Consider the following 25,387-nt stretch of genomic DNA (forward strand, 5'->3'; position numbering starts at 1 on the left):
CTGCTGACCCGGCCGATCAAACGGATCACGGGCATGTTGTCCTACGCCGTCACCGGCAACCCGCACCAGCTGTCCGAGCAGCGGCGCCGGGCGATGGCCGGCCTGCACCGGCTCACTCCACTGCCCCGCTGGCGCCGCGGGACCAGTCACCGGGTCAGCGACCCGACGGAGGACCCAACCAGTTCGGTCACGCCGACCGAGCCGGCCCGGCCGAGCCGCCCCGAGCAGGTCACCGTCGTCCGACGCCGCACCACCCCGCCACCGGCCAAGCCGACCGCTAGTTCGGCACCCATACCGATCGGCGGCGAGCCGACGACCACAACCATCCCCCGGATCACCGCCGCTGTCGCCGGTCGGCGATCAGTGGATGAGCCGACCCGGGTGATCCCTGTCGTTGCGGCTGCGACCTCGAAGCCCACCGGGATGGCCAGACCGGTCACCGAGCAGCGGCCGGCCGACGGCCGCCTGCACCGGCAGGTCTGGAACGGCCGCGGTTGGGTGCTGGCCGACGACGATCGCGTTTTCCATCCCGCCCGCACCGACCTGCCAGCGTCCGCCACGGCCGACGACACCGCGGTGTTTCGACCACCGGACCCGCCGCCATGGGCCGAGCACCGCCGCCCGGAGACCCGCACCACCCGCTGGCCCGCCGCTGACGACCCGAGGAGGATCCCGTGAACGCACCCACCGCCTGGCGCTGGCCCCTCCGCAGCCGCGGCCGGGTCATCGCCCTGGTCCTGGCCGGCCTGGCCCTGGCCCTGCTGACCAAGACCATCCTCGACTCGGGCGGCAGCACCGCCGCAGCGCCGGCCGGCCCAACCGGGGCGTCCGGCATCGAAGCGGTTACAAGCGGGACAACGAGGCCGACCGCGGTGCCGACCAACCCGGACGAGTGCGTCGCGCTCTGGGCCAAGGGACCGGACCGGGACGCCTGCCTGTACCGGGAGTACGGCTACACCCCATCCGACCAGCCGCCCCGCGATCCGGCGATCCGGTCGTCGACCACGCCGTTCGTGATCGGCGTGCCGGTCACCACGATGATCGAGCGCGCTGCGTCCGGCTACGTACCCGAGAACGACCAGGCCGCCGCGCTCGAAGTCACCGCCCGGTTCGTCGACGCCTGGTACGCCGGCGGCTCCGACCAGGCCTGGCGCGACCAGGTCAGCCGGTGGGCCGACCCCACCCTGGCCAGGCAGCTGCCCACCCTGAACCGGGACATGCTGCCCGGGAGCCGGCGCGAAACCGACCCGGCGATGCGCGCGTTCCAACCCGGGCTGGCCAGCGCCGGCGTTGCCACCAATAACGGGTCCCTCGCTCTCACCGTGATTTATACCGACACCGGCTGGCGGGTCGTCACCGTCACCGTCGAAGCGCCATGACGATCAAGACGTCTCGTCGCTGGCCCGGGCTGCTGCTCGGTCTCGCGAGCGTCCTGCTCACCGGCTGCACCATGGCCGGCGCCCGCGGCGCCACCATCAACACCATCGGCCGGCCCACCACCGGCACCGGCGACTGCCCACCCGCAGCCGTCGCTGGCACCGCCCCCGGTCTCGACCCCGCCCAGGAAGCGAACGCCGAAACCGTCGTCACCGTCGCCCTCGGCCGTGGCCTCGGCCCGACCGGCGCGGCCATCGCGGTCGCCGCCGCCCTGGCCGAATCCAGCCTGTACAACTATGCCAACGACGGCAGCAGCACCCTCGTCGGATCCGCCGAAGGGCGGCAGCTCAACGACGCTGAACGGGCCGTCGCCCGCCAGTCCCTGGGCTTTCCGCACGACAAGGTCGGCAATAACCTCGACTCGATCGGCCTGTTTCAGCAGCGTCCGATGACCGGCTGGGGCACTCCCGACCAGCTGATCAACCCGGCCACCGCCACCGGCAAATTCCTGGACCGGATGATCACCGTCGCCAACTGGCAGACCAGTTCGCCCTGGACCGTCGCCCAGAAGGTGCAGGGCTCGCCGTCCAGCGACGGCGGTATCTACCGCGACAGCTACCAACAGGCCACAACCATCGTCGCCGCGCTGAACGTCGGGTCGACAGCGACCATCACCGGCGGGTCCACCGTCGTCGCCCAGATCGCAGCCGCCGACAACTCCTGCGGACAGCCGGCCGCCAACGCCGCGACCGGGCCGGCGGCGTGGGGCGGCTACCAGAACGGGCGCATCCCCGCGACCGCCTTGTGCCCGATCCCTTCCAAGCCGGCCCTGCAACTCGAATGCGGCGCCGCGACCGCGTTCGACCAGCTCAACACCGCGTTCAAAACCCAGTTCGGGCAGGACATCGGCATCACCGACGGCTACCGCTCCTACGACGAACAGGTCCAGTGCCGGTTGGAAAAGGGGAGTTTGTGCGCCAACCCAGGCACCTCCAACCACGGCTGGGGCAAAGCCGTCGACATCGGCGGCTGCTGCGGCATCAACACCGGAACCGGGCCGGCCTTCGACTGGCTCACCACGAACGCCGGCCGCTACGGCTGGAACCACCCCGCCTGGGCCCAACCCGGCGGCTCGAAGCCCGAACCCTGGCACTGGGAGTACGGCGCCATCTCCTGAATGTCGGCGCCCTGGCCGCCGCAACCGCCAGGAACCACAGGAACCGGCGGAACGAGCCGCCGGCCGACGGAAGGAAGAACCGATGGTGGATCCGCGACTGGCAAGGGTGATCGACACGAGGCTGCTGACCTACACAGTCGAGCAGGCGGCAGGACTCCTGGGCGTGTCGATGGGGGTGGCTTACCAGCTGGTACGGGAGGGGGTGATCCCGGCACACCGGATCGGCCGGCGGTGGCTGATTTCAAGGAAGGCCCTGCATGCCTGGCTCGACAACGCCTCGGTCGGTTGACCGTGGGCGGCATCCGTAGGACGCCGGCCGGGACCTGGCGGGCCTCCTGGCGCTCTCCGGCCGGCAGGCAGGAGTCCAAGACCTTCCGCACCAAGAGGGAAGCGTCTGCGTTCCTGGCGCAGATGAAGACCTCTGCGGGATCCGGGGCGTATGTCTCTCCGCACGCCGGACGAGTTCTCTTCGGCGAGCACGCCCGCCAGTGGATGGCGTCCTGGAACACCGAGGCCACCACGAAGGCGAGGGACGCCTCAGTGATGCGCGTGCACGTTCTGAAGCAGTGGGAATCCTGGCCGCTTGCCAAGATCGATCACCTGGCCATCCAGACCTGGATCTCCGGGCTAAGCGAACGGCTCGCGCCGGCGACGGTGAATGAATGCCGGCGCTTGACCGGGGCGGTCCTGCGGTCCGCGGTCCGGAATCGGTTAATTGCCCACAACCCGTGCGAGGACATTCGGGTACCGAAGCGACGCAAGCAGGACACCGACGAGCAGGTGATCGCTCGGGACGTGTTCCGGACCAAGCTCCTGCCGGCGCTCCCGGACCGCTATCGGGGGCTGGTCGCTGTCGCCGGCGGGGCGGGCCTTCGCTGGGGCGAGGCAGCCGGATTGTGCGCCGACGCGGTCGACCTGGACGCGGGCCGGATACGGGTGATCCGCACCGTCGTCGAGGTCGCCGGCCACACCGGGTTCAAGGGCTATCCGAAGTCGACTGCCGGCCGCCGCACCATCCCGCTGCCCGGTTGGCTCGTCGAGATCATCCGCACCCACACCGCGCAGTACGGCTATGGCGAGGCCGATCTTCTGTTCGCCAATCGGGTCGGCGGCGCCCACCGGCGGACCCTGTTCCGCGCCCGCCAATGGCGGCCGTCCCTGGTGCGGGCCGGCCTGCTCGGCTCGGTGACACAGGACGGTGCGCAATGGGTGGCAGGGTGGTCGGATGAGAACGGGAAGCGACAGCGTGTCCGGTACGCGACCGAAGAGGCCGCCGTCGCTGAGGTGGCGCGCCGCCAGGTCGGCGGTTTGCGCTATCACGATCTAAGGCATTCGTATGCGACCTGGTTGGTCGATGATGGGGTGCCGCCGAACATGGTGCAGCGAGTGATGGGCCACGAACGGGCGTCGACGACCCTGGACCTCTACACCCGGCGGACCGACGATGCGGGACGCATCCTGCGGGCATTGGACGATGCCGATTGATGCCCGCCCCGGTGCGTTTTTGGTGCCTCTCAGCAGGAAGGCCCTGACTCGAATGTTCGAGTCAGGGCCTTTGACTTTGGTCGGGGTGACAGGATTTGAACCTGCGACCTCTTCGTCCCGAACGAAGCGCGCTACCAAGCTGCGCCACACCCCGAAAGCCTCGACGAGTCTAACGGATCCGCCGGGCCGCCCCGACCACCTTTCGTGCCAACCTCACGCCGGGCCCGTGGTTCGCTCGGCCAGCCTCGCTCACGCCGCTGTGTGGCCGGACCGCCTCGCCGGCTCGGCGACCCGGCCACGCGCGCGGCGGCCGTGCCGTTGGTTCGCTCGGCAAGCCTCGCTCACGCAGGCCGGGCGCGCAGGGTCAGCAGGGTCGCCTCCGGGCGGCAGCACAGGCGCACGGGCATGTAGGGGCTGGTGCCGAGCCCGGCCGAGACGTTGAGCATGGTGTGCGACCCCCACCGGGACACCCCGCGGGCCCGGGACCGGTCGAGCTCGCAGTTGGTGACGACTGCGCCGATGCCGGGGATGCGCACCTGACCGCCATGCGTGTGCCCGGCCAGGATCAGGTCGTACCCGTCGAGGGCGAAGCGGTCCAGAATGCGCGGCTCCGGGGTGTGGGTGACCCCCAGCCGAAGCACGGCGTCGGAGTCCGCCGGGCCCTCGATCAGCTCGTAGTGGTCGCGCCGGGTGTAGGGGTCGTTGACGCCGGCCAGGGCGACCCGCTGGCCGCGCAGATCGATGGTCGTCCGGACGTTGTTCAGGTCGATCCAGCCGCGTTCGGCCATCCCGGCCCGCAGGTCCTGCCAGGGCAGGCCCGGTCCGCGCCGCGGCACCCGGTTCTTCGGGGTGAAGTAGTTGTGCGGCGACTTGGGCACCGGCGCGTAGAAGTCGTTGTTGCCGAAGACGAAGGCGCCGGGTAGGTCCAACAGAGCGCCGAAGGCGGCCAGGGCGGTAGGCACGGCCTTCAGATGCGACAGGGTGTCGCCGGTGTTGATCACCAGGTCGGGCCGCAGATCGGCCAGCGCGGATACCCACTCGATCTTGCGCCGCTGCCCGGGCACGATGTGCAGGTCGGACAGGTGCAGGATGCGGATTGGCCAGGATCCGTGGTCCAGCACGGCCAGATCGACCCGGCGCAGCGCGAAGGCCCGCGGCTCCACCAGCATCGACCAGGCCACGGTGGCCGCCCCGGCCAGGGCCAGCCCGCCGGCCGCCGATGCGGCCGTTCGGGCGTGCTGCCGGGTCGGCCGGGCCGGGCTGGGGGCGGGTCCGCGGGGCGAAGACATGAGCGGCAGCCTAATCGTCGGCCGCGCCGCGCCGGTCGAGCCGCCCGGTCGCCGGTCGATCTTCCCCGGACCGGGCGCCGTCAGCCGGCCGACACGGACAGCGTGATGACGCCGCCCGCGACCGCCGTGGTCTTCGGGTTCTGGTCGACCACGGTGTTCACCGAGGCACCCGAGCCCTGCACCGTGTTGATCTGTTGGTTCACGGTGAACCCGGCCGCGGTGAGCTGATTCTTCGCGTCGTCGATCTTCCTGCCGATGACGTTGGGCACCTGGGTGCTTGCCGAGCCCTTGATGTAAGCGGGCGAGGCGGGCCGGAAGAAGGTGTCCGGCTGCCCCTCCTTGAGCGGCTTCATCGTCCCGAACCAGGTGGCCGCCGGGGTGGCGCCGCCGCCCATGCCGTTCCCGTTCATCGCCTCGTCGGTCGAGCAGGAACGGATCGGGTTGTTGCAGATCGACTGCGGCCGTGGCTCGGAGTCCCACAGGATCACCGAGGCGCTCATCTCCGGGGTGAACCCGAGGTAGGCCGACGACTTGTACTCCTGGGTGGTACCGGTCTTGCCGGCCGCCGTCCAGGACCAGCCGGCGGCCGTGGCGGACGCGTTCGCGGTGCCGCCACCGGCCAGATCGCTCTCCATGGCCACGGCCAGGGTGCGCGCCAGTTCGGCCGGGACCGCCTGCTGGCACTCCGGCTTGTCCCAGGTGACGAACTTGCCGTTGCGGTCGGTGATGGTGTCGACCGGGGTCGGCGGGCACCATTTGCCGTCCGAGGCCAGCGTGGCGCCGACATTCGCCAGCTCCAGCGGGCTGACCGGGGACACCCCGAGGGTGAACGACGCCATCTTCTGCGCGGTGATCTGCGCCGCGTAGTCCGTTCCGGCGTTGGCAAAGGCGGGGTCGACGTCGCCGGCGTCCAACAGGTACCCCTTCATACCGAGAGCGACCGCCATGTCGGCCACCTTCTGCAGGCCGACCTGGTCCTCCAGCGCGACGAAACCGGTGTTCGGCGAGGTGGCCAACGCCTGCTGCAGCGTCATCGACGTGGGGTAGTTGGAAGTGGCGTTGCGGAACTTCGCCGACGGCACCAGCGGGCTCTCGTACTCGGCCGGGACGTCGATGGTGGCGTTGGTGCCCAGGCCCGCCTGCATGGCGGCGGCCGCGGTGAACACCTTGAACGTCGACCCGGCCCCCAGCGGCGCGAACGTGGTGGTCAGTCGTTGGACCGTCTCGCCCTTCGCCGGGTCGAGCCCGTAGGGCCGGTTGGCCGCCAGGGCCAACACCTTGCGCGGTTCGTCCTTGCCGACCACGGCGATCGCGTTGGCCAGCCGTTCCACGCCCGGCACCGATGGGTCGGCGTTCGCGGTCGCGGATGCCTTGGCCGAGGCCATCACGGCCGGGTCCAGGGTGGTCTTGATGGTCCACCCGGCTCGGCCCACCGTGTTGCTGTCGAAGCCGGCGTTCGACAGGTAGTCGAGCACGTACTGGCAGAAGTAGCCGTTGGTCTGCGAGTTGTCGGCGGCGATGCACCCGTTGCGGGTGCGGTTCGGGTTCAGGCCCAGGTCCTGCTGTTTGGTCGCATCGGCGGTCGCCCGGGACAGCCGGCCGGTGCCGACCATGACGTCCAGCACCAGGTCGCGCCGGTCGCGGGCGTCCTGCACATGGTTCTCGTCCAGCGGGTTGAACTTGGGCGGGTTGTTCACCATGCCGGCCAGCAGGGCGGCCTGGGCCAGCGTCAGCTTGTCCGCCGAGGTGCCGAAGAACCATTGGGCGGCGGCCTCGGCGCCGTACTGGGACGGGCCGAACGCGACCAGATTCAGGTATCGCTCGAGGATCTCCGCCTTGCTCAGCTTCTGCTCGACCTGCAGCGCGAGCTTGGCCTCCTTGAGCTTGCGGATCGGCGTGGTGGCGATCGCGTCGGCCTTCTCGGCCTCCGTCTTGGCCTCGACCAGGTAGAGGTAGTTCTTGACGTACTGCTGGGTCAGGGTCGAGCCACCCTGCGGCGACGTCGAGGCGTCCTGCGCATTGCGCAGCAGTGCCCGGACGGTGCCCCGCCAGTCCACGCCCTGGTGCTGGTAGAACCGGCGGTCCTCCATCGAGACCACCGCCACCTGCAGGTAGTCGGAGATCGACGACAGCGGGACGTAGACCCGGTTCTGCTCGTAGACGGTGGCGATCGGCGCGCCGGCCGAGTCGGTGATCGTGGTGCGCAGCGGGATGTCTGCCGTCAGCGGGTCGGCCTGCGCATCGTCGATGGCATCGGTCACCGCGTTGGCCGCAATTCCCATACCGACCGAATAGGGAAGCAGAAGACCGGCCACCAGCACCCCGGCCAGCAGGGTGCCGAGAACCAGACGCCCGAGGCCGCTCATCACACGCACCGAATCAGGCTACCGGCGGTGACGTGTGGAAATGGTGATTGAAGGATGCTCACCACACGTTCCCACGGAACGCAACCCGTTCTCCGAATCGCGCGTCCTGATTGGTTCCGGTCCCGCCGGGGCCGCCGTCAGGCACCCGTCAACCGGGCGCCGATCTCGCGCAGCGCCGGCACGTCATGCGCGTCCGAGGGCAGGGCGGGCACCTCGACGACCGGAAGATCGGTGTGCACGCGATCGAACCGGGCCCGCATATGCAGCTCCGCGGAGCGGACGGCCAGGCGCTGGGCGTGGATCCCCAGCACCGCCGCGGTCAACGGGGCCGAGCGTTCGAGCTTGGTCGCGGCCGCCTCGGCCGTTCCGCCGGCCAGGTCGGCCAGCGGCGGGTGGGTCCGGTTGAGCACCAGACCGGCCAGCGGCATGTGCTCGGTGCGCAGCCGGTCGGTGAAGTAGGACGCCTCCCGGAGGGCGTCGCCCTCGCAGATCGACACCACGACAAACTTCGTGCCGGGCGCCCGGAGCAACTCGTAGGTGGCCTGTGCCCGTTCCCGGAACCCGCCGAACATGTCCTCGAACAGCTGGACGAACTGGGCGGCGTCGGACAGCAACTGGCCACCGAGCACCGCCGTGACGGCCCGTGAGAACAGTGCGAAACCGGCCCCGACGATCTTCATCACGCCGCGGCTGGGGGTGGCCAACAGCTTGATCATGCGGCCGTCCATGAACGACGACAGCCGCTGCGGGGCGTCCAGGAAGTCCAGCGCGGAACGGCTCGGCGGGGTGTCGACGACGATCAGGTCGAACTGCCCGGTGGCTGCCAGGGTGGCCAGCTTCTCCATGGCCATGTACTCCTGCGTGCCGGAGAACGACGAGGAGATGACCTGGTAGAAGGGGTTGGCCAGGATTGCCCTGGCCCGCTCCGGGGTGGAGTGCTGGGACACCATCTCGTCGAATGTCCGACGGGTGTCCAGCATCATCGCCCACAGCTGACCGTCCGGACTGGCCAGCGGGACGTCGACCCGCCGCGGGTCGTTGTCCAGCTCGTGCAGGCCGAGTGACTGGGCCAGCCGCTTGGCCGGGTCGATGGTCAGCACGGCGACGTTGCGACCGGCGTCCGCCGCCCACAGCGCCATCGCGGCGGCCGTGGTCGTCTTGCCGACTCCGCCGGACCCGCAGGTCACGACGATCGAGGTGCGCGAGTCCCGCAGGATCGGGCCCAGGTCCAGGGTTCGTGGGCGCGTCGGGACGCTGCGGTCGGGCATCAGGAGACCCCCTGCTCGGTGAGCCGGTCGGCCAGTTCGTAGACGCCGCCGAGGTCGCCACCCTCGACCAGCTGCGGGAGCTCCATCATCGGCAGGCCCGCGCCGGCCAGCTGCTCGCGGCACAACTGCTCGTCCAACACCCGGATGGCGTGCTCGGCGGCCTGCTCGCGCAGCCCGTCCAGCAGAACCGGAGTCGGGTCCAGGCCCGCCGCCCGCAGCCCGTCGGCCAGCTGAGCCGGATCCAGCCGGCGGTCGGCCGCCGCGGACAGATCCGGCTCCGGCAGCTTGGCCTGGGTCGCCGCGTTGATGATGATCGTGCCCACCGGCAGGCCCTTGCCGCGGAGCTGGTCGATCGCCTCGAGCGTCTCGGTGACGGGCATGTCCTCGAGCAGGGTGACCAGGTGGACGATGGTGTCCGGCGAGTGCAGCAGCCGGACGACTCCCTCGGCCTGGCTGTGGATCGGACCGCGTTTGGCCAGCCCGGACATGGCCTCGGTGACGCCGAGGAAGGTGACCACCCGGCCGGTGGGTGGCGCGTCCAACACGACCTCGTCGTACACGGGTCGGCTGTCCGAGCCCCTGCGGGTGACCGTCTCCTTGACCTTGCCGGTGAGTAGCACGTCCCGCAGGCCGGGCGCCAGGGTGGTGGCGAACTCGACGGCGCCCATCTTCTTCAGGCTGCGCCCGGCGAAACCCAGGTTGTAGAACATCTCGAAGTACTCGAGCAGGGCCGCCTCGACGTCGACCGCCAGCGCCCGCACCTCACCGCCACCGGTGGCGATGGCGACCTTCTTCTCCTGGTACGGCAGCGGCGGCACGTCGAAGAGCCGGGCGATGCCCTGCCGCTCCTCGACCTCGACGAGCAGCACCCGGCGGCCGTTCGCCGCGAGGGCGAGGGCCAGGGCCGCGGCCACGGTGGTCTTGCCGGTGCCCCCCTTGCCGGTGATCACGTGTAACCGGGCCCGGCGGCAGGCGCTCGTCCACGCCTCCGCTTCGGTATCCGAGGTCATGCCCGGTCCCGCACGGTCACCGGAACCGGCACGCCGCGCTCCAGGGTCCGCCCGACCGTGCAGAACCGGTGCACCGCCCGGGTCACCACGGTGCGGAGCTGGTCGCGGGCGGGTTCGTCCAACCCGGACAGGTCGATGGTCAGGGCCGAGTCCAGGCCGGCGAAGCGGCGCTGAGCCGGATCGAACTGGCCGCCCACCGTGATCGTGACGTCGGCCCGATCACCCAGCCGTCGGCTCAGGACATGGTCGGCGGCCAGTCCCTCGCAACCGGCCAGGGCGATCCGCAGCAGTTCGGTCGGCGAGAAGGTGCCGTCCGCGCCGGCCAGGCCGATCGGGATGGCCGCGGCACGGCCGTTGTGGCCGGCGTAGCGCTCCGGCCCGATCCGGTCGACCCGGACGGTGTCGGCAGTCGTGGGCGGGGGCGCCGCGCCGGGATGGGCCGTCATGCCAACGATCCTGCCAGGGCGCCGGCCGGGCGGGCTCGCCAACCGCTGGACGGAACCGGCCGGCATCGGCCGCTCCCGGGCCGCGCGGCCCGCCGTCCGCCGTCCGCCGTCCGCGGGGAGGGTCGACCCGGACCGGCGGCCGAGAGCTGACTGTGCTCGCGCTGGCCACACTGAACCGATGCGGGTCAACACGCACCTCTGGTCGGCCATCGGGGTCCTCGCGACCACCAACGTGCTGGCCCACCGGATCCGGCCACGGGCATCGGCCGCGGTGGCCGCGGGCCAGGTCGCCGCCCTGGCGGTGATCGCCCGAGCGGACGGGCTGACCGCCGCCGAACTGGGCCTGGGTCGGGACCGGGTCGCCGCCGGCGCGCGCCAGGGCGCCGGAGCGGCCGCGACGGTGGTCGCCGGATACGCGATCGCGCTGGCCTTCCCGGCGGCGCGGGCGACGGTCCCCGGTTCGGGGCGGCCGTGGCCGCAGGTCGCCGTTCGCGCCCTGGTGGTCATCCCGCTGACCACGGTGCTGCCGGAGGAGTTCGCCTTTCGCGGCGTGCTGACCGCTCTGCTGGGGCGGCGGTTCGACACCCGACGGGTGCGGATCGTCACGGCCGGGCTCTTTGGGTTGTGGCACGTGCTGCCGGGCCTGGGCGGCGCGGGCGCGGCAAACGACGCCGTGCACACCGTGGTCGGCACCGGGGCCCGCGCAGCAGTGGTGCGGGTCGGTGGGACGGTGCTCGTGACCACCGCCGGCGGGCTACTGCTGGGCGAGCTACGGCGGCGCAGCGGCAGCCTGCTGGCTCCCGTGCTGGTGCATTGGGCCATCAACGGAGTCGGTGAGCTGGTCGCGGCTCGGCCGGGTGGGGGCCACCGTCGGCCAGGTCGGTCCTCGGTGGCCCGTCTCAGTCCGCCATGGCCATGATCGCAATGATGACCAGCGGCGCGAGGATCAGGACGCCGCCGACCCACAACGGGAGCAGCAGCGCGGCCGCGAACCCGACCGGGATGGCCGGGGCGGCCAGCAAGGCGCGTTTGGTCGCCATGGACAACGTCCAGCCCGGCCGTTCGCGCAAGGTGTCGTACCAGAGCAGGACCAGGACGGACAGCAGGAGGGCGGCGAGCACGGCCGCCGCCCAGTGCCACCCGTCGACCGCCACGGCGACAGGATAGGACGGGGCGCCCTATTGTCAGGCCATGTCTTCTCCTGCTGCCGGCCGTCGGACGTTCGAATACGCCACCGTCCCCCTGATCACCCACGCCACGAAGGCCATCCTGGACACCTGGGGCGAGGACGGCTGGGAGCTGGTGCAGGTGGTGCCCGGTCCCAACCCGGAGCAGTTGGTCGCCTACCTCAAGCGCGAGCGGGTCTGACCGCCGTGAGCGCCAGCGAACGCCTGGCCGAACTGGGCATCACCCTGCCGACGCTCGCCACGCCGGCCGGGTCGTACTTGCCGTTCGCCCGGACCGGGAACCTGCTGTTCACCGCCGGCCAGTTGCCGTTCGTGGACGGCCGGCTGCCGGCGACCGGCAAGGTCGGCGCCGAGGTGACTCCGGAGGATGCCAAGGAGTACGCCCGGCTCGCCGGGTTGAACGTGCTGGCCGCGATCGATGCGGCGGTCGGCGTGGATGCGGTGGAGCGGGTCGTCAAGATCGTCGGCTTCGTTGCCTCCGCCGAGGGGTTCACCGGCCAGCCGGGCGTCATCAACGGCGTGTCCGACCTGATGGCCGAGGTCTTCGGGGAGGCCGGCCGGCACGCCCGGTCCGCGGTCGGGGTGGCGGAACTGCCGCTCGGGTCGCCGGTCGAGGTCGAGGCCATCGTCCAGCTGCGCTGACCGGGCCGTTCGAGCGCCGGCGTGGGGTGGGCCCTGCCGTCCACGCCCCTCGGTCAGCCGAGACCTCCGCTCCGGTCGAGGTGACTCCACTGCGGCGGGAGGGACTTCACTCCGTGGCGCCAGGGAGTCGCTCGACGTGGAGTGGAGTGCCGTGGAGTGGAGTGCCGCCGGCTCAGCGTCCGGGGGTGATCCGGGCGACGTTGTCGGCGTGGGCGGACCGCAGAGCCGGGTCGGCCAGCCGCGGATCGTCCGGGTCGCGACCGGCCAGCAGGGCGTCCAGGTAGGCGCGGTCGGCGTGCCAGCGACCACGCGCCGCATCCCCGCCGATCGCGACGCGACCGTGCCCGGGAATGAGCACCGCGGCCCGGTCGACGTACGGCCACAGCGACTCGAGGCCGGCCGCGTACTGCGCCACCGTCGACTCCTCCAGCAGCGGGATCTCGATGTCGCTGAGCATGTCACCGGCCACGAGCACGCCGGGTGACGGAAGCCAGACGGCGGTGTGCCCGGGCGAGTGGGCGTCATGGGTGATCAACCGGGTCTCCGGGCCGTCCCAGCACAGCCGGTCCTGGGCCGGCTGTACCCGGCCGACGACGCGCCCCAGGCCGGCCGGCCAGTCCGGCCCCAGACGCCGCACGATCTCGTCGCGATCCCGCGCGCAGATCTGCGCCACCCGCGGTGACGCGAATCGCGGCCCCGGACCGAGGCCCTGATGCCAGAGCACATGGTCGTGGTGCGCGTGGGTGGCGAATCCGGCGGCCACCGTCACGGCGGCCCGGGCCAGGTCGGCGGCGATCCCGGCCAGCTCGTCGGGGTCCCAGGCGGGGTCGACGATCAAGGCCCGGCGATCCGCGAGCACCACGGTGCTGGTCGTCCGGTCCCGCCGGCTGGTCGTCACGCCCACCCGGACCGCCGGCCCGTCAACCACCCACTGCCAGACGCGGTCCACCGGCTCACCTCCGTCGCCGGGTGCCCCCGGGTGCGCGGCCGCGCAACCACCCGGCGGGGCCGCTGCCACGACGCGAGCTACCTTGGCACGGTGTCCGAGAACCCGCACCATCCGCCGGCCGCCGTCGGGCCGGCCACGGAGGTGATCCGTGCCGCGGCGACCGTGATGCTCGTCCGCGACGCCGATCCCGGCATCGAGACCTTCGTCCTGCGCCGTGTCCCGGCGATGGCCTTCGCCGCCGGTATGACGGTGTTCCCGGGCGGCGGCGTCGACCCGGCCGACGGTACCGACATCGGCTGGTACGGGCCCGATGCGGGCTGGTGGGGGGCCGCCCTCGGCGAGGAACCGGCTATGGCCCGGGGCCTGGTGGTCGCCGCGGTCCGCGAGCTGTTCGAGGAGACCGGGGTGCTGCTGGCGGGCCCCGGGCCGGACGGTCCGGTGCCGGTGCTGCCCGCCGACATCCGGGAGGCAGTGGTCGAGCGCCGGGCGAGCCTGTGGCAGGTGCTGGCCGACGCCGGCCTGGGCATCCGGTCCGATCTGCTGCGCCCCTGGGCCAACTGGCTCACCCCGCCCGGCCAGGGGCGCCGGTACGACACCTTCTTCTTCGCGGCCGCGTTGCCCGCCGGCCAGCAGGCCCGGATGCTGACCACGGAGGCGGACCTCGGCGAGTGGCGGCGCCCCGACGAACTGTTCGCCGAGCGGGCGGCGGGCCGGACCAAGTTGATGCCGCCGACCATGGTGATGCTGCGGGACCTGGCCGGGTTCGGGTCGGTCCGTCAGCTGCTGGCGGAGCCCCGGGTGGTCACCAAGGTCCGGGTGCGGCCCGAGGACGTTGCCCGACTGGTCGCCGGCGACGGAATGGTGGTGCCGCAATGACGAAGGGTCCCGCCGAGGTCAACGGGTACGCCCGGGTGCTGCTCGCCCCCAACCCCGGCCCGATGACGCTCGACGGCACCAACAGCTACCTGCTGTCCGGCAATGACGGTGGGTCGGTGGTCGTCGTCGATCCGGGTCCGCTACACGACGGGCACCTGGCCGAGCTGGCCGACGCGGGGCCGGTCGAGCTCATCCTGATCACCCACCGGCACCACGACCACACCGAGGGCGCCGCCGCGTTGGCCGCGGCCACCGGCGCCGTCGTGCGGGCCGCCGATCCCGCGTTCTGCATCGGTGGCGACCCGCTGCGGGACGGGGAGACGCTCGCGGCGGCCGGACTGACCATCGAGGTGCTGGCCACGCCCGGGCACACGGCCGACTCGGTGTGCTTCCTGCTGCCAAGCGCCAACACCGACGCCAACGCCGACGACACCGCCGTCGGCGCCGCTCGAGGACGGTCGGTGCTCACCGGCGACACCATCCTGGGCCGCGGCACCACCGTTCTCGCGCCGCCCGACGGCAGCCTGCGCGACTACCTGGGCACGCTGCGTATCCTCGCCGCCCTCGGGCCGGCCCGGGTACTGCCCGCGCACGGCCCGCAGCTGGACGACCTGGCCGAGATCGCCACGGCGTACCTGGCCCACCGCGAGCAGCGGCTGGATCAGATCCGGGCCGCGCTCGTACAACTCGGCGTCGACGCCGGGGCGGCCGAGGTGTCCGTCGTCACCGATGTCGTCTACCACGACGTCGATTCCTCGGTGCGGCGCGCGGCTGAGTTCTCGGTCGCGGCGCAACTCGACTACCTGCGCGGAGCGTGACCAGCGGGCTGGACGGCGCCCTCCCGCTGCTGGCCTGCCCGGTTTGTGCGGGCGAGCTGACCAGGCGGGCCGGTGTCGTCGGGTGCCCCACCGGGCACCGGTTCGACGTCGCCCGGCAGGGCTACCTCACGCTGCTGGGTGCCGGGTCACGGACCGACACGGGCGACACCGCCGACATGGTGGCCGCCCGCCAGGAGTTCCTGGACGCCGGCCACTTCGGCCCGTTGACCGAGGCGATCGTCGCGGCGGCGGGCGCCGGTCCGGTGCTCGATCTGGGCGCCGGGACCGGCCAGCACCTGCGAGCGGTGGTCGACCGGCGCGGCGGCATCGGGCTGGCCGTCGACACCTCGAAATACGCCGCCCGGCGCGCGGCCCGGGCGCATCCGCGGGTGGGGTCGGTGGTCGCCGACGCGTGGTCCCGGCTCCCGGTCCGCAGCGGCGCCGTCGGCACCGTGCTGAACGTCTTCGCCCCCCGCGACCCGGCCGAACTGGTCCGCATCCTGACGCCGGGGGGCCGGGCCGTGATCGTCACCCCGGCCCCGGAACACCAGGTCGAACTGCGCGGGCGGATCGAGCTGCTCGCGGTGGACGAGGACAAGGCGGATCGGCTGGCGGCGGCGCTCGGCCCCGGTCTGACGCCGGCCGGCCGCACCTCCGTCCACGTCGTCATGCGGTTGAGCCGCAGCGATGTCGACCGGCTGATCCGGATGGGACCGTCGACCTACCACCTGCCGGCCGACCGCCGGCGCGCCGCGGTTCAGGCGCTCGACGACCTCACCGACGTCACGCTGGCGGCGACGGTCAGCGTCTTCACCGCCCCGTCCTGACGGGGACCGATCAGCGGGCCCGGCGAACCAGCCGTTCGGTGTCCAGCAGCACGACGCTCTTGCCCTCGAGGCGCAACCAGCCGCGGTGCCCGAAGTCGGCCAGGGCCTTGTTCACCGTCTCCCGGGACGCGCCGACGAGCTGGGCGAGTTCTTCCTGGGTGAGGTCGTGGGTCACCCGCAGGTGCCCGCCCTCCTGCTGACCGAACTGGCGGGCCAGCTGCAGCAGCGCCTTGGCGACCCGGCCGGGGACGTCGGTGAAGATGAGGTCGGCCAGCGCGTTGTTGGTCCGGCGCAGCCGGCGGGCCAGCACCCGCAGCAACTGTTCGGCGATCTCGGGGCGCTTGCCGATCCACTCCCGCAGGCCGTCCCGGTCCATCGTGCCGAGCCGGACGTCGGTGACCGCGGTCGCCGACGACGTCCGCGGACCAGGGTCGAACACCGACAGCTCACCGAACATGTCCGATGGGCCCATCACGGCGAGCAGGTTCTCCCGACCATCCGGGGAGTGGCGGCCGAGCTTGACCTTGCCGGACAGGATGATGAACAACCGGTCGCCCAGCTCACCCTCGGAGAAGATGGCGCTGCCGCGCGCGTACTCGATGGTCTCCAGCTGAGACGCCAGGGCGGTCGCCGAATCCGGGTCCACCCCTTGGAAGATCCCGGCCTTCGCGAGCGTTTCTTCCACCCTGTCCTCCGATCATTCCCCCAGCTGGGTCAGCGCGGTTCCGCCGAGCCGGACCGGCTGAGACGCAGAGCACAGTCTAGGGGGTGGGGTCGGCCCGGCTCTCGCCGGACGGGCGGCCGGTCCCGCGGAGCGGAAGGCCGATCACAGGTCGCGATTCGGGGATTCAGAGTTCCGAGGCCGTGCCGGACGATTCCTTGCCGTTGTCCCGCTGCCGGCGGCGCAGCCGCGGCCGCCGCCGCAACCGGAATTTGGCGAACGCCTTCGTCCAGCCCTCCCGGATGAAGGTGTTGACCTCCTCCGGCTTGGCCGTGTCCAGGAATTCCTGCACGTCGGCCTCGCTGACGGTGGCCGTCTTCAGCCGGCGTTCCAGGCGCTCCATCAGCAGCGCGAACACCATCAGCAGCAGCGGGATCAGCAGCACCAGAAAGACCGTCATGATGCGCTCATCATCCCCCATCGCTCCCGGCGACCCAAGGACGGCGCGGAGCAATTCGGTGCCGCCCTGGTGTCCGCGGTCCCGCCGCCGGAGTCTCGCGGGCTGTCGGGGCCACGGTGCGATCGGCCGGCCGGAGTCCCGCCGTGCTGCCGGACCGGACAACCCGGGCGGGCGCTGAACGTCAGAGCGTTGTGGCAACCTGGCAACGTGGTCAACAGCGTGGTCAGCGGCGGTGCGCCGGGCCGGGTCGGGAAGCGGGTCAAACCTCCGGCGACGCCGCTGGCTCGCACTCGCCGGGCCCGTCAACTGGACGGTCAATTGGCGCTCGGGTACCCCGACGCCCATTGCGAACTCGACTTCACCACCCCGCTGGAGCTGGCCGTCGCGACCATCCTGTCTGCGCAGTCGACCGACGCGCGGGTGAACATGGTCACGCCGGCGCTGTTCGCGCGGTACCGCACGGCGGCGGACTACGCCTCGGCGTCCCGCGGCGAGCTCGAGGACATGATCAAGTCCACCGGCTTCTTCCGGAACAAGACCACCTCGCTGATCGGGCTGGGCCAGGCCCTGGTGGAGCGCTTCGACGGGGAGCTCCCGGGAACGCTGGCCGAGCTGGTCACGCTGCCCGGGTTCGGCCGCAAGACGGCCAACGTCGTGCTCGGCCACGCGTTCGGCGTGCCGGGCATCACGGTGGACACCCATGTGACGCGCCTGGTCACCCGGTGGGGTCTGACCTCCCAGACGGACCCGGTGAAGATCGAGGCGGAGCTGAGCGCGCAGCTGCCCAAGGCGCAGTGGACCTTGTTCTCCGACCGGACGATCTTCCACGGCCGCCGCGTCTGCCACGCGAAGAAGCCGGCCTGCGGAGCGTGCTTCCTGGCGCCCCTGTGCCCGGCGTTCGGGGCCGGCGCCGGCGTGGTCGAACCGGAGGCCGCGGCCGCGCTGATCGTCGGGCCCGAGCGGGAGCATGTGCTCGGCCTGGTCGGGCTGCGTCCGTGACCGCGTCGGCGATCGCGGCCCGGACGGCGACGCGCTGGTCCGGGCGGCCGTCGGCGGTGGAATGGACCGCGGGATGACCGAGGCGGAGCCGCTGGTGGCGGGCCGGCTGTTGATCGACGACCTGTCCGGTCTGCCGGCGTGGATGAGTGCGCTGACCCGATCGGTGGACGGGCATCGGCTGCCCGGTCCGATCGCGCAGTTGAGCGGTCTGGCCCCGCCGTCGGCCCGCCGCGGCTCGGTCCTGATGCTGTTCGGTGACGGACCGCTCGGCCCGGACCTGCTGCTCACCGAGCGGGCCGCCAGCATGCGGTCGCATGCCGGCCAGCCCGCCTTCCCGGGTGGGTCGATCGACCCCGGCGAGGGCGTCGTCGAGGCGGCCTTGCGGGAAGGCCAGGAAGAGACCGGCCTGGACCCGGCGTCGGTGCTGCCGGTGGCGCTGTTGCCGGACCTGTTCCTGACCCCGTCCAGCTTCCTGGTCAGCCCGGTGCTGGCCTACTGGCGCGAGCCGGGCGATGTGCGGGCGGTCGACCCGGCCGAGACCGCGGCGGTGGCCCGGGTGCCGGTGACCGAGCTGGTCGATCCGGCCAACCGCGGCCAGGTGCGGCTGTCCAACGGCTGGATGGGGCCGGCGTTCCGGGTCGCCGACCTGTTGGTGTGGGGATTCACCGCCGGGCTGGTCGACTCGTTGCTCGAGCTGGGGGGCTGGTCCCAACCGTGGGACCGGCAACGCCTGTTCCATCTGCCGGGGTTCTCATGACCGGCTTCAACGTCGTCGACGTGATCGTGGTGCTGCTGGTCGTGGCCGCGGCCATCGCGGGATACCGGCAGGGCTTCATCACCGCCATCTTCACCCTGGTCACCGCGATCGCCGGGGCGATCGTGGCGATCTGGCTCGCCCCGTCGCTGATGGGACTGGTACAGGACGCCACGGCCAAGATCGCCATCGGCATCGCCTGCGTGATCGTCGGGGTCGGCGTGGGGGAGATCGCCGGGTCGACCGTCGGCCGGGCGATCTCGCGCAAGATCGACTGGCGGCCGGCGCAGGCGGTGGACCGCACCCTCGGCCTGTTCGGCAATGCGTTGGCGGTGCTGCTGGTCATCTGGCTGATCGCGGTGCCGCTGGCCGCCGTACCGTTCCCCGCGCTGTCCTCCGCCATCCGCGGCTCGGCGGTCCTCGGCAAGGTCGACGACGTCATCCCCAGCCAGGCCCAGGACCTGTCGGCCCGGCTCCGTGAGGTGTTCAACAGCTCGGGCTTTCCGGCCATCCTGGACCCGCTGGCCCCCACCCCGAACACCGCGGTGGATCCGCCGAACCAGCAGGTGGTGTCGTCGGCCGGGGTGGACGCGGCCGGCGCGTCGATCCTCAAGGTCCGCGCGGTCGCGGAATCCTGCGCACGGCGGATGGAGGGCACCGGCTTCGTCATCGGCCGCGGGAAGGTGATGACGAACGCGCACGTGGTGGCCGGGTCGGACCGGGCGGTGGTGGAGACCGGCTCGGGCAACCTCGACGCCACCGTCGTTCTCTACGACCCGCAGACCGACCTGGCCGTGCTCGATGTGCCCGACCTGACCGCACCGGCGCTCACGTTCGCGTCGTCTCCGGCGGCGTCCGGCGACGACGCGATCGTCGCCGGGTTCCCGCTGGACGGCCCGTACACGCTGACGCCGGCCCGGGTCCGGTCGACCATCCAGCTCCGGGGGCCCAACATCTACTCGAACTCCACCGTGACCCGCGAGGTGTACACGCTCCGGGCGCAGGTCCGGCCGGGCAATTCCGGAGGTCCGCTGCTGGCCCCGGACGGGACGGTGCTCGGCGTGATCTTCGGCGCGGCGATCGACGAGACCGACGTGGGGTTCGCGCTCACCGCGGCGGAGGTTGCGCCGGTGGTGCGGGCCGGCCTCGCGGACGATACCGCGGCGTCCACGCAGAGCTGCACCGCCGCGTAGGCGGGCCGGTCCTGCGTCGGGGGTGCCGGTCCGCGGTCAGGGTTGCCGGCGCGGACTCAGGGCTGCTGCGCGCGCGTCGCGTGGCCGATGATCAGCCGGGTGACCAGGTCCGGCGCCTCCTCGGCGGGGTAGTGGCCGACGCCCCGGACGGTGGACAGGGTGTACCAGCCGGTGCACTGTTCGCGGGCGTCGGCCAGCGCCGTCGCCGGGGTGAACCGGTCGGCGTCGCCGACGACGTGCAGCACCGGTGCGGTGACCGGCCGCGTCAACGCCTCCCGGTGCCGGTGACCGTCGGTGCGCAGCGGTGAGCGGGCCACCCACCGCAGATGCTCGACCGCGCCGCGGGCCGCCCCGGGGATCCGGATCGCCGACCGCATCCGGGCCACCTGGTCGGTGAAGTCGCGGGACGCCTTCCAGACCGGGCCGGACTGGGACCGGATGATCCGCTCGAGCATCGCCCCGTTCGCGGCGGCCAACCGCCGCTCGGGATAGAACGGGATCGACGCCCAGGACAGCAACCGGCCGTACCGGTCCGAGCGCACCGGCCGGCGCACCCGGGCCATCCGGATCGGGTGGGGGGCGGCGATGGCCACCACCCCACGGACCTGGTCCGGTTTCATCACCGCCGTGTTGAACGCCGTGACACCGCCGTAGCCGTGCCCGACCAGCACCGCGTCCCGCTCGCCGAGCGATCGGACCAACCCGGCGACGTCGTCGGCCAGGGTGAACGCGTCGTAGCCGCGCTGGGTCTTGTCGGTGTCGCCGTAGCCCCGCAGATCGGGCGCCACGACCCGGAACCCGGCGGCCGCGACACCCGGAAGCTGGTACCGCCAGGACCGCCAGTACTGGCCGAATCCGTGCAGCAGGACGACCAGCGGTCCGGTCCCGGCCTCGGCGATGTGGAAGCGGATGCCGTTCGCGCTGACGTCACGGTGTTCCCACGGCCCCTCGTCCCGGACCGACGCGCCGACAGGGGAGCGGCTCTTGCCCGGTCGACCGATGGGCGCGCGCTCGGGGTGGTCGGGGACGCTGGTCAGCTCGCCGGTCCGTTCGCCGGTCAGGAACCGGTGGCCGCGGTCTTCAGAGCGGCCGCCGTCGCCTCGAGGGAGGCAATGGTCTTCTCCGGTTTGCGGACCTTCTTCACCTTGCGCAGGCCGAGGAAGGCGAACAGACCGGCCATCAGGACCATGACGAAGAAGACGATGGTGAACGCCGCCCAGGTCGGCAGCCAGATGGCCAGGATCCAGGCGACCATGAACCAGAAGAAGAACATCGAGAACGCGCCGATGACGGCCGCGACCGCGAAGAACGCCCCGCCGGTGGCACCGGTCTTGACGGACTGGGTGATCTCCAGCTTGGCGAGCTCGATCTCCGAGCGCACCAGCGTCGACATGTGCGTCGTGACGTCCTTGACCAGGGCACCCATGGAGGCATTGCGGTCCACGGCCGGCTCGGTGACGAGCGGGATCTGGGCGCCGGTCGACCCCGGAACGGTGAATTGGTTCGGCGGGCTCCCCGGAGTCGTCACAACCCTCTCCTCCATGGTCGACGGTCCGACCGGTCGCCCGGTCGGAGGCTGGTGCCCCGCACGCTGCCCGTGCCGGCTGGCCGGTCACGGTGGCGGCGAAAGCACCGGTCTGGTTGGTACCCCGAGCCGTCGCCGGTACACCTTCGGTGACCGCCGCGATCGTGGCGGGGTTCATCGTGCCATGCCCGCCCGGGTGGGGTACCGCTCAGGGCCGTCTACTGGCCGAGCAGCCACCGTCCGGGCGTGGCCAGCTCGGCCGCGGCCGCCGGTCCCCAGCTGCCCTGCGGGTACGGCTGGACCGCCGGCGGGTGGTCCAGGATCGGCTGCAGCACGTTCCAGGCGCTGGCCAGCCCGTCCGGCCGGGTGAACAGCGACCGGTCGCCGATCAGCACGTCGTGGATCAGCCGGACGTACGGCGGAAGGGCATCCGCACCCTCGACGTCGCCGAGCACGATGGACGCGTCACTGACCACCAGGGACAGGCCCGGACCCGGCTCCTTGACCACCATCGACAGGTCGACCGCGCCGTTCCCGGCCAGCGAGAAGGACAGCACGCCGCCGTCCGGGGGCACGTCGAAGGGCGCGTCGGCCGGCGTCCTGAGCACCACGCTGACCCGTTGGGTCGACTCGGCCATCCGCTTGCCGGTCCGCATGAGGAACGGCACGCCACGCCACCGGTCGTTGTCCACCCACATCCGGGCGGCGACGAAGGTGTCGGTGGTGGAGTCCTTCGCGATGCCCGGTACGTCCCGGTAGCCGTCGTACTGGCCGAGCACCACTTCGGCCGGGTCCAACGGCCGGAAGCAGCCGATGACCTCCTCACGGGCCGACTGCAGATCGTCGGCGCCCATGCCGGCCGGTCGCTCCATCGCCACCTCGGCGGCCACCTGGAACAGGTGGGTGATCATCATGTCGAGCATGGCGCCGGTGGCGTCGTAGAAGCCGGCCCGATCGTCGATGTCCAGGGTCTCCGGCGCGTCGATCTGCACGGACTCGATGTGCTCGGCGTCCCAGGCGTTCGCGAACAGGCTATTGGCGAACCGCAGGACGTGCAGGTCCTGGGTCGCCTCCTTGCCCAGGAAGTGGTCGATCCGGTACACCTGCGACTCGTCGAGCACGTCGTGGACGGCGGCGTTGAGTACGCGGAAGTCGCTGGGGGAGCTGCCGAACGGCTTCTCGTAGACGGCCCGGCAGTCTTTGGCCAGCCCATGGGCGCCGATGGCCGCCGTGAAGCCCTGGAAGGCCACCGGGGGCACCGCGAGGTAGTTGATCAGCTGGGCATTCTCGCCGAGTTCCTGGCGGGCCTTGGCGACGGCGTCGACCAGCTCGCCGGGATCCTCCACGGTGAAGCCGCCGCCGGCGAATCGCACCCGGGAGCTGAACCGCGCCCACTCGTCGGGCTTGGGTGCGGTGGCGAACTCGGCCAACGCGTCGTGGATGTGCTGGGCGAACTGCTCGTCGGACACCTGGCCGCGGCCGGTGCCGATCAGCAGGTAGTCCTCGGGCATCAGATGCTCTTCGGCCAGCGTGTAGAACGCCGGCAATACCATTCGTTTGGCCAGGTCACCGGTGGCTCCGAAGAGGACGATGATCACCGGCGCATCGGGACGGGTCAGCTGGGCCATGGCGGTGACGCTACCGCTGCGACGATTCCCGCGTGATCCGGCCGGCGGGGCGTCACCCGTCCGGGGTGAGCGGCCCCCGCCGCCCGACCCGGCCGCCGGCTGGCACCCTTGTTCGCTGATCAATCCCGGGCCCGCGCCCGGGTTCGCTGATCAAAGCCGGGCCCGCGCCCGGGTTCGCTGATCAATCCCGGGCCCGCACCCGGGTTCGCTGATCAATCCCGGGCCCGCACCCGGGTTCGCTGATCAAAGCCGCAGCAGAATCCGACGAATCCGGCAGCGGACGCGGGTTTGATCAGCGAACGTCAGGGACGCACCCGGCTTCGCTGATCAAACCCGTCAGGAAACCGGACGAATCCGGCGTCAGGCGCGGGTTTGATCAGCGCACCGTGGGGGGACCGGCGTCAGGCGGCGGTCAGGACTTGCCGCCGGACAGGCCGGACGAGATCAGGTTCAGCACGTTGGAGTCCTGCAGGGTGGTCGCGTCGCCGACGGCGCGGTTCTCGGCGATGTCCCGCAGCAGCCGGCGCATGATCTTGCCCGACCGGGTCTTGGGCAGCTCCGGCACGACCAGGATCCGCTTGGGCTTGGCGATCGGCCCGATCTCCTTGGCCACGTGCTTCTTCAGCGTCTCGACCAGCGCGTCCTGATCCGCACTGTCGGTGGCCCCACGCAGGATGACGAACGCGACGATGCCCTGGCCGGTCATCTCATCGGCCGCGCCGACCACGGCAGCCTCGGCCACCGACGGGTGCGAGACCAACGCCGACTCGACCTCGGTGGTCGAGATGCGGTGCCCGGACACGTTCATCACGTCGTCCACCCGGCCGAGAAGCCACAGCGCGCCGTCGGTGTCGTACTTGGCACCGTCACCGGCGAAGTAGTAGCCCTGGGCGGCGAATCGCGACCAGTAGGTGTCCTTGAAGCGCTCGTCGTCGCCGAAGATGGTGCGCAGCATGGCCGGCCACGGCCGGTCGATCACCAGGTAGCCGCCCTCGCCCTTGCCGACGGGCACGCCCTCGTCGTTGACGATCGTGGCGCTGATGCCGGGTAGGGCAGTCATCGCCGAACCGGGCTTGCTGGCGGTGACGCCGGGCAGCGGGCTGATCATGATGCCGCCCGTCTCGGTCTGCCACCAGGTGTCCACGATCGGGCAGTTGTCGTGGCCGACGTTCTGGCGGTACCACATCCACGCCTCGGGATTGATCGGCTCGCCGACGCTGCCGAGCACACGCAGGGAGCCCAGGTCGTACTTCGCCGGGATGTCGGCGCCCCACTTCATGAAGGTTCGGATGAGAGTAGGCGCCGTGTAGTAGATGGTCACGCCGTACTTATCGATGATCTCCCAGTGCCGGCCCTCGTGCGGGGAGTTGGGCGTGCCCTCGTAGATCACCTCGGTGGCCCCGTTGGCCAGCGGCCCGTACACGATGTAGGAATGGCCGGTCACCCAACCGATGTCGGCGGTGCACCAGTAGACGTCGCCCGGCTTGTAGTCGAACACAGCCCAGTGCGTGTAGGCGGCCTGGGTCAGGTATCCGCCCGAGGTGTGCAGGATGCCCTTGGGCTTTCCGGTGGTGCCGGACGTGTACAGGATGAACAGCGGCTGCTCCGCGTCGAATGCCTCCGGCGTGTGCTCGGCCGGCTGGCCGGCCACCAGGTCGTCCCACCAGACGTCCTTGCTCGTCCACTCGATGTCGATGCCGGTCCGCTTGACCACCAATACCTTCTCCACCGGGGAGTCGTCCGCCTCGACCGCCTCGTCCACCGCCGTCTTCAGCGGCACCGCGGTGCCCCGGCGGTACTGGCCGTCGGCGGTGATGACCAGGCGGGCCTGCGCGTCGCCGATACGGGAGCGCAGCGCCTCGGCGGAGAAGCCGGCAAACACGACCGAATGGGCCAGGCCCAGACGGGCGCAGGCCAGCATCGAGAACACGGCTTCCGGGATCATCGGAAGGTAGATGGCGACGCGGTCCCCGGCCCGCAGGCCCAGCGAGGCCAGCGCGTTGGCGGTCCGGCTGACCTCCTCCTGGAGCTCGGCGTAGGTGATGGTGCGGGCGTCGCCGGGCTCGCCCTCCCAGTGGATCGCGACGGTGTCGCCGTTGCCGGCCTCGACGTGCCGGTCCACACAGTTGTAGGCGACATTCAGCTTGCCGTCGGCGAACCACTTGGCGTGCGGTGCGTCGGACCAATCCAGCACGGTGGAGAACGGCGTGCTCCAGGACAAGCGGTTGGCCTGCTCCGCCCAGAAGGCGTCCGGATCCGCGTTCGCGCGGTCGTACGCCTCGGCCTGCAGGTTCGCCTGGGCCGCGAACTCGTCGGACGGCGGGAACGTCCTGTCCTCGGCCAGCAGGTTGTCCAGCGTCTGGGAACTCGTGTCGCTCACAGGGTGTCTCCTCGGGTGACGGCGATGTCGGGTGACGGCTGTCCTGTTCCAGCACGCAGCCGAGGGCTGG

26 protein-coding genes, 1 tRNA gene and 1 pseudogene are annotated in these 25,387 nt (G+C 71.5%); 14 read left to right on the forward strand and 14 right to left on the reverse strand.

The genetic code is table 11. The features are described 5' to 3' along the window. The 5 genes and pseudogenes from ACILSK_RS20920 to ACILSK_RS20940 form a co-directional block, all read left to right on the forward strand. A pseudogene (locus tag ACILSK_RS20920) lies at positions 1–678 on the forward strand (hypothetical protein); the annotation flags it as partial. Continuing rightward, positions 675–1,379, forward strand: coding sequence for a hypothetical protein (locus ACILSK_RS20925; protein WP_395729120.1), 705 nt, complete (start codon positions 675–677; stop codon positions 1,377–1,379). The pseudogene ACILSK_RS20920 and the gene ACILSK_RS20925, both read left to right, overlap by 4 nt. Next, complete coding sequence (locus ACILSK_RS20930) at positions 1,376–2,554, forward strand: D-alanyl-D-alanine carboxypeptidase family protein (protein ID WP_395729121.1); 1,179 nt, start codon at positions 1,376–1,378, stop codon at positions 2,552–2,554. The genes ACILSK_RS20925 and ACILSK_RS20930 overlap by 4 nt, the downstream gene beginning before the upstream one ends. Positions 2,555–2,636: 82 nt before the next feature. Beyond that, complete coding sequence (locus ACILSK_RS20935; RefSeq protein ID WP_395729122.1) at positions 2,637–2,843, forward strand: helix-turn-helix domain-containing protein; 207 nt, start codon at positions 2,637–2,639, stop codon at positions 2,841–2,843. Between the two features lie 122 nt (positions 2,844–2,965). Further along, positions 2,966–4,039, forward strand: coding sequence for a tyrosine-type recombinase/integrase (locus ACILSK_RS20940; RefSeq protein WP_395729123.1), 1,074 nt, complete (start codon positions 2,966–2,968; stop codon positions 4,037–4,039). Positions 4,040–4,116: 77 nt separating this feature from the next. On the opposite strand, the gene ACILSK_RS20945 is transcribed toward ACILSK_RS20940, so the two are convergent. From ACILSK_RS20945 to ACILSK_RS20970, 6 genes are all read right to left on the reverse strand, one after another. Further along, positions 4,117–4,193: transfer RNA gene (locus ACILSK_RS20945), tRNA-Pro, on the reverse strand. A gap of 187 nt (positions 4,194–4,380) precedes the next feature. Then, the gene (locus tag ACILSK_RS20950) at positions 4,381–5,328 is read right to left on the reverse strand and encodes a metallophosphoesterase (protein WP_395729124.1); all 948 of its coding nucleotides are present in this window, start codon (positions 5,326–5,328) and stop codon (positions 4,381–4,383) included. 80 nt (positions 5,329–5,408) lie between these two features. Further along, the gene (locus ACILSK_RS20955; RefSeq protein WP_395729193.1) at positions 5,409–7,694 is read right to left on the reverse strand and encodes a penicillin-binding protein; all 2,286 of its coding nucleotides are present in this window, start codon (positions 7,692–7,694) and stop codon (positions 5,409–5,411) included. Between the two features lie 137 nt (positions 7,695–7,831). Next, the gene (locus ACILSK_RS20960) at positions 7,832–8,962 is read right to left on the reverse strand and encodes an ArsA family ATPase (protein ID WP_395729125.1); all 1,131 of its coding nucleotides are present in this window, start codon (positions 8,960–8,962) and stop codon (positions 7,832–7,834) included. Beyond that, positions 8,962–9,972 carry an ArsA-related P-loop ATPase gene (locus ACILSK_RS20965; RefSeq protein WP_395729126.1) on the reverse strand — a complete coding sequence of 337 codons (1,011 nt, stop codon included), beginning with the start codon at positions 9,970–9,972 and terminating at the stop codon, positions 8,962–8,964. The genes ACILSK_RS20960 and ACILSK_RS20965 overlap by 1 nt, the downstream gene beginning before the upstream one ends. After that, positions 9,969–10,418 (reverse strand): OsmC family protein, encoded by a 450-nt coding sequence (locus tag ACILSK_RS20970; protein WP_395729127.1) that lies wholly within the window; start codon positions 10,416–10,418, stop codon positions 9,969–9,971. Before ACILSK_RS20970 ends, ACILSK_RS20965 begins: the two co-directional genes overlap by 4 nt. A 178-nt stretch (positions 10,419–10,596) precedes the next feature. Here ACILSK_RS20970 and ACILSK_RS20975 point away from each other — a divergent pair, with 178 nt between their 5' ends. Continuing rightward, complete coding sequence (locus ACILSK_RS20975) at positions 10,597–11,337, forward strand: lysostaphin resistance A-like protein (protein WP_395729128.1); 741 nt, start codon at positions 10,597–10,599, stop codon at positions 11,335–11,337. On the opposite strand, the gene ACILSK_RS20980 is transcribed toward ACILSK_RS20975, so the two are convergent. Next, entirely contained in the window at positions 11,318–11,572 is a 255-nt protein-coding gene (locus tag ACILSK_RS20980; RefSeq protein ID WP_395729129.1) for a hypothetical protein, read from the reverse strand. The two genes, ACILSK_RS20975 and ACILSK_RS20980, sit on opposite strands and share 20 nt — an antisense overlap. A 37-nt stretch (positions 11,573–11,609) precedes the next feature. On the opposite strand from ACILSK_RS20980, the gene ACILSK_RS20985 reads away from it, so the two are divergent. Together ACILSK_RS20985 and ACILSK_RS20990 are read left to right on the forward strand one after the other, a co-directional pair. Next, positions 11,610–11,786, forward strand: a complete 177-nt coding sequence (locus tag ACILSK_RS20985; RefSeq protein WP_395729130.1) for a hypothetical protein — start codon at positions 11,610–11,612, stop codon at positions 11,784–11,786. 5 nt (positions 11,787–11,791) lie between these two features. Then, positions 11,792–12,247, forward strand: a complete 456-nt coding sequence (locus ACILSK_RS20990) for a RidA family protein (protein WP_395729131.1) — start codon at positions 11,792–11,794, stop codon at positions 12,245–12,247. 172 nt (positions 12,248–12,419) lie between these two features. Here the strand turns inward: ACILSK_RS20990 and ACILSK_RS20995 are convergent, their stop codons facing one another. Beyond that, complete coding sequence (locus ACILSK_RS20995; protein WP_395729132.1) at positions 12,420–13,196, reverse strand: MBL fold metallo-hydrolase; 777 nt, start codon at positions 13,194–13,196, stop codon at positions 12,420–12,422. Between the two features lie 90 nt (positions 13,197–13,286). Between ACILSK_RS20995 and ACILSK_RS21000 the strand changes: the two genes are divergently transcribed. The 3 genes from ACILSK_RS21000 to ACILSK_RS21010 are packed head-to-tail and all read left to right on the forward strand — an operon-like array spanning position 13,287 to position 15,717. After that, positions 13,287–14,072: an NUDIX hydrolase gene (locus ACILSK_RS21000; protein WP_395729133.1), complete on the forward strand. Its 786-nt coding sequence runs from the start codon at positions 13,287–13,289 to the stop codon at positions 14,070–14,072. Further along, a complete protein-coding gene (locus ACILSK_RS21005) occupies positions 14,069–14,890 on the forward strand; it encodes an MBL fold metallo-hydrolase (RefSeq protein ID WP_395729134.1) in 822 nt (273 codons plus the stop codon). The genes ACILSK_RS21000 and ACILSK_RS21005 overlap by 4 nt, the downstream gene beginning before the upstream one ends. After that, complete coding sequence (locus ACILSK_RS21010; RefSeq protein WP_395729135.1) at positions 14,887–15,717, forward strand: putative RNA methyltransferase; 831 nt, start codon at positions 14,887–14,889, stop codon at positions 15,715–15,717. Before ACILSK_RS21005 ends, ACILSK_RS21010 begins: the two co-directional genes overlap by 4 nt. Before the next feature lie 10 nt (positions 15,718–15,727). Here ACILSK_RS21010 and ACILSK_RS21015 read toward each other — a convergent pair whose 3' ends face one another. Both ACILSK_RS21015 and ACILSK_RS21020 read right to left on the reverse strand, forming a co-directional pair. Continuing rightward, on the reverse strand, positions 15,728–16,402 hold the full coding sequence (locus ACILSK_RS21015; protein WP_395729136.1) for a Crp/Fnr family transcriptional regulator: 675 nt from the start codon (positions 16,400–16,402) through the stop codon (positions 15,728–15,730). A 163-nt stretch (positions 16,403–16,565) separates the two neighbouring features. After that, positions 16,566–16,838, reverse strand: coding sequence for a hypothetical protein (locus ACILSK_RS21020; protein WP_395729137.1), 273 nt, complete (start codon positions 16,836–16,838; stop codon positions 16,566–16,568). A 219-nt stretch (positions 16,839–17,057) separates the two neighbouring features. Here ACILSK_RS21020 and nth point away from each other — a divergent pair, with 219 nt between their 5' ends. The 3 genes from nth to ACILSK_RS21035 all read left to right on the forward strand — a co-directional run bounded on the left by nth (position 17,058) and on the right by ACILSK_RS21035 (position 19,784). Further along, the gene (gene nth / locus ACILSK_RS21025; RefSeq protein ID WP_395729194.1) at positions 17,058–17,837 is read left to right on the forward strand and encodes an endonuclease III; all 780 of its coding nucleotides are present in this window, start codon (positions 17,058–17,060) and stop codon (positions 17,835–17,837) included. A 73-nt stretch (positions 17,838–17,910) separates the two neighbouring features. Then, positions 17,911–18,594, forward strand: coding sequence for an NUDIX hydrolase (locus tag ACILSK_RS21030; protein WP_395729138.1), 684 nt, complete (start codon positions 17,911–17,913; stop codon positions 18,592–18,594). After that, entirely contained in the window at positions 18,591–19,784 is a 1,194-nt protein-coding gene (locus tag ACILSK_RS21035) for a MarP family serine protease (RefSeq protein ID WP_395729139.1), read from the forward strand. Before ACILSK_RS21030 ends, ACILSK_RS21035 begins: the two co-directional genes overlap by 4 nt. Before the next feature lie 56 nt (positions 19,785–19,840). On the opposite strand, the gene ACILSK_RS21040 is transcribed toward ACILSK_RS21035, so the two are convergent. The 4 genes from ACILSK_RS21040 to acs form a co-directional block, all read right to left on the reverse strand. Further along, positions 19,841–20,845, reverse strand: coding sequence for an alpha/beta fold hydrolase (locus ACILSK_RS21040; RefSeq protein WP_395729195.1), 1,005 nt, complete (start codon positions 20,843–20,845; stop codon positions 19,841–19,843). Then, the gene (locus ACILSK_RS21045; protein WP_395729140.1) at positions 20,842–21,312 is read right to left on the reverse strand and encodes a phage holin family protein; all 471 of its coding nucleotides are present in this window, start codon (positions 21,310–21,312) and stop codon (positions 20,842–20,844) included. Before ACILSK_RS21045 ends, ACILSK_RS21040 begins: the two co-directional genes overlap by 4 nt. A gap of 215 nt (positions 21,313–21,527) precedes the next feature. Continuing rightward, positions 21,528–22,937: a glucose-6-phosphate dehydrogenase (NADP(+)) gene (locus tag ACILSK_RS21050; RefSeq protein ID WP_395729141.1), complete on the reverse strand. Its 1,410-nt coding sequence runs from the start codon at positions 22,935–22,937 to the stop codon at positions 21,528–21,530. Between the two features lie 412 nt (positions 22,938–23,349). Then, a complete protein-coding gene (gene acs, locus ACILSK_RS21055; RefSeq protein WP_395729142.1) occupies positions 23,350–25,317 on the reverse strand; it encodes an acetate--CoA ligase in 1,968 nt (655 codons plus the stop codon). Positions 25,318–25,387 lie beyond the last annotated feature (70 nt).

The organism is Nakamurella sp., assembly GCF_044224575.1.
Classification (GTDB): Bacteria; Actinomycetota; Actinomycetes; order Mycobacteriales; family Nakamurellaceae; genus Nakamurella.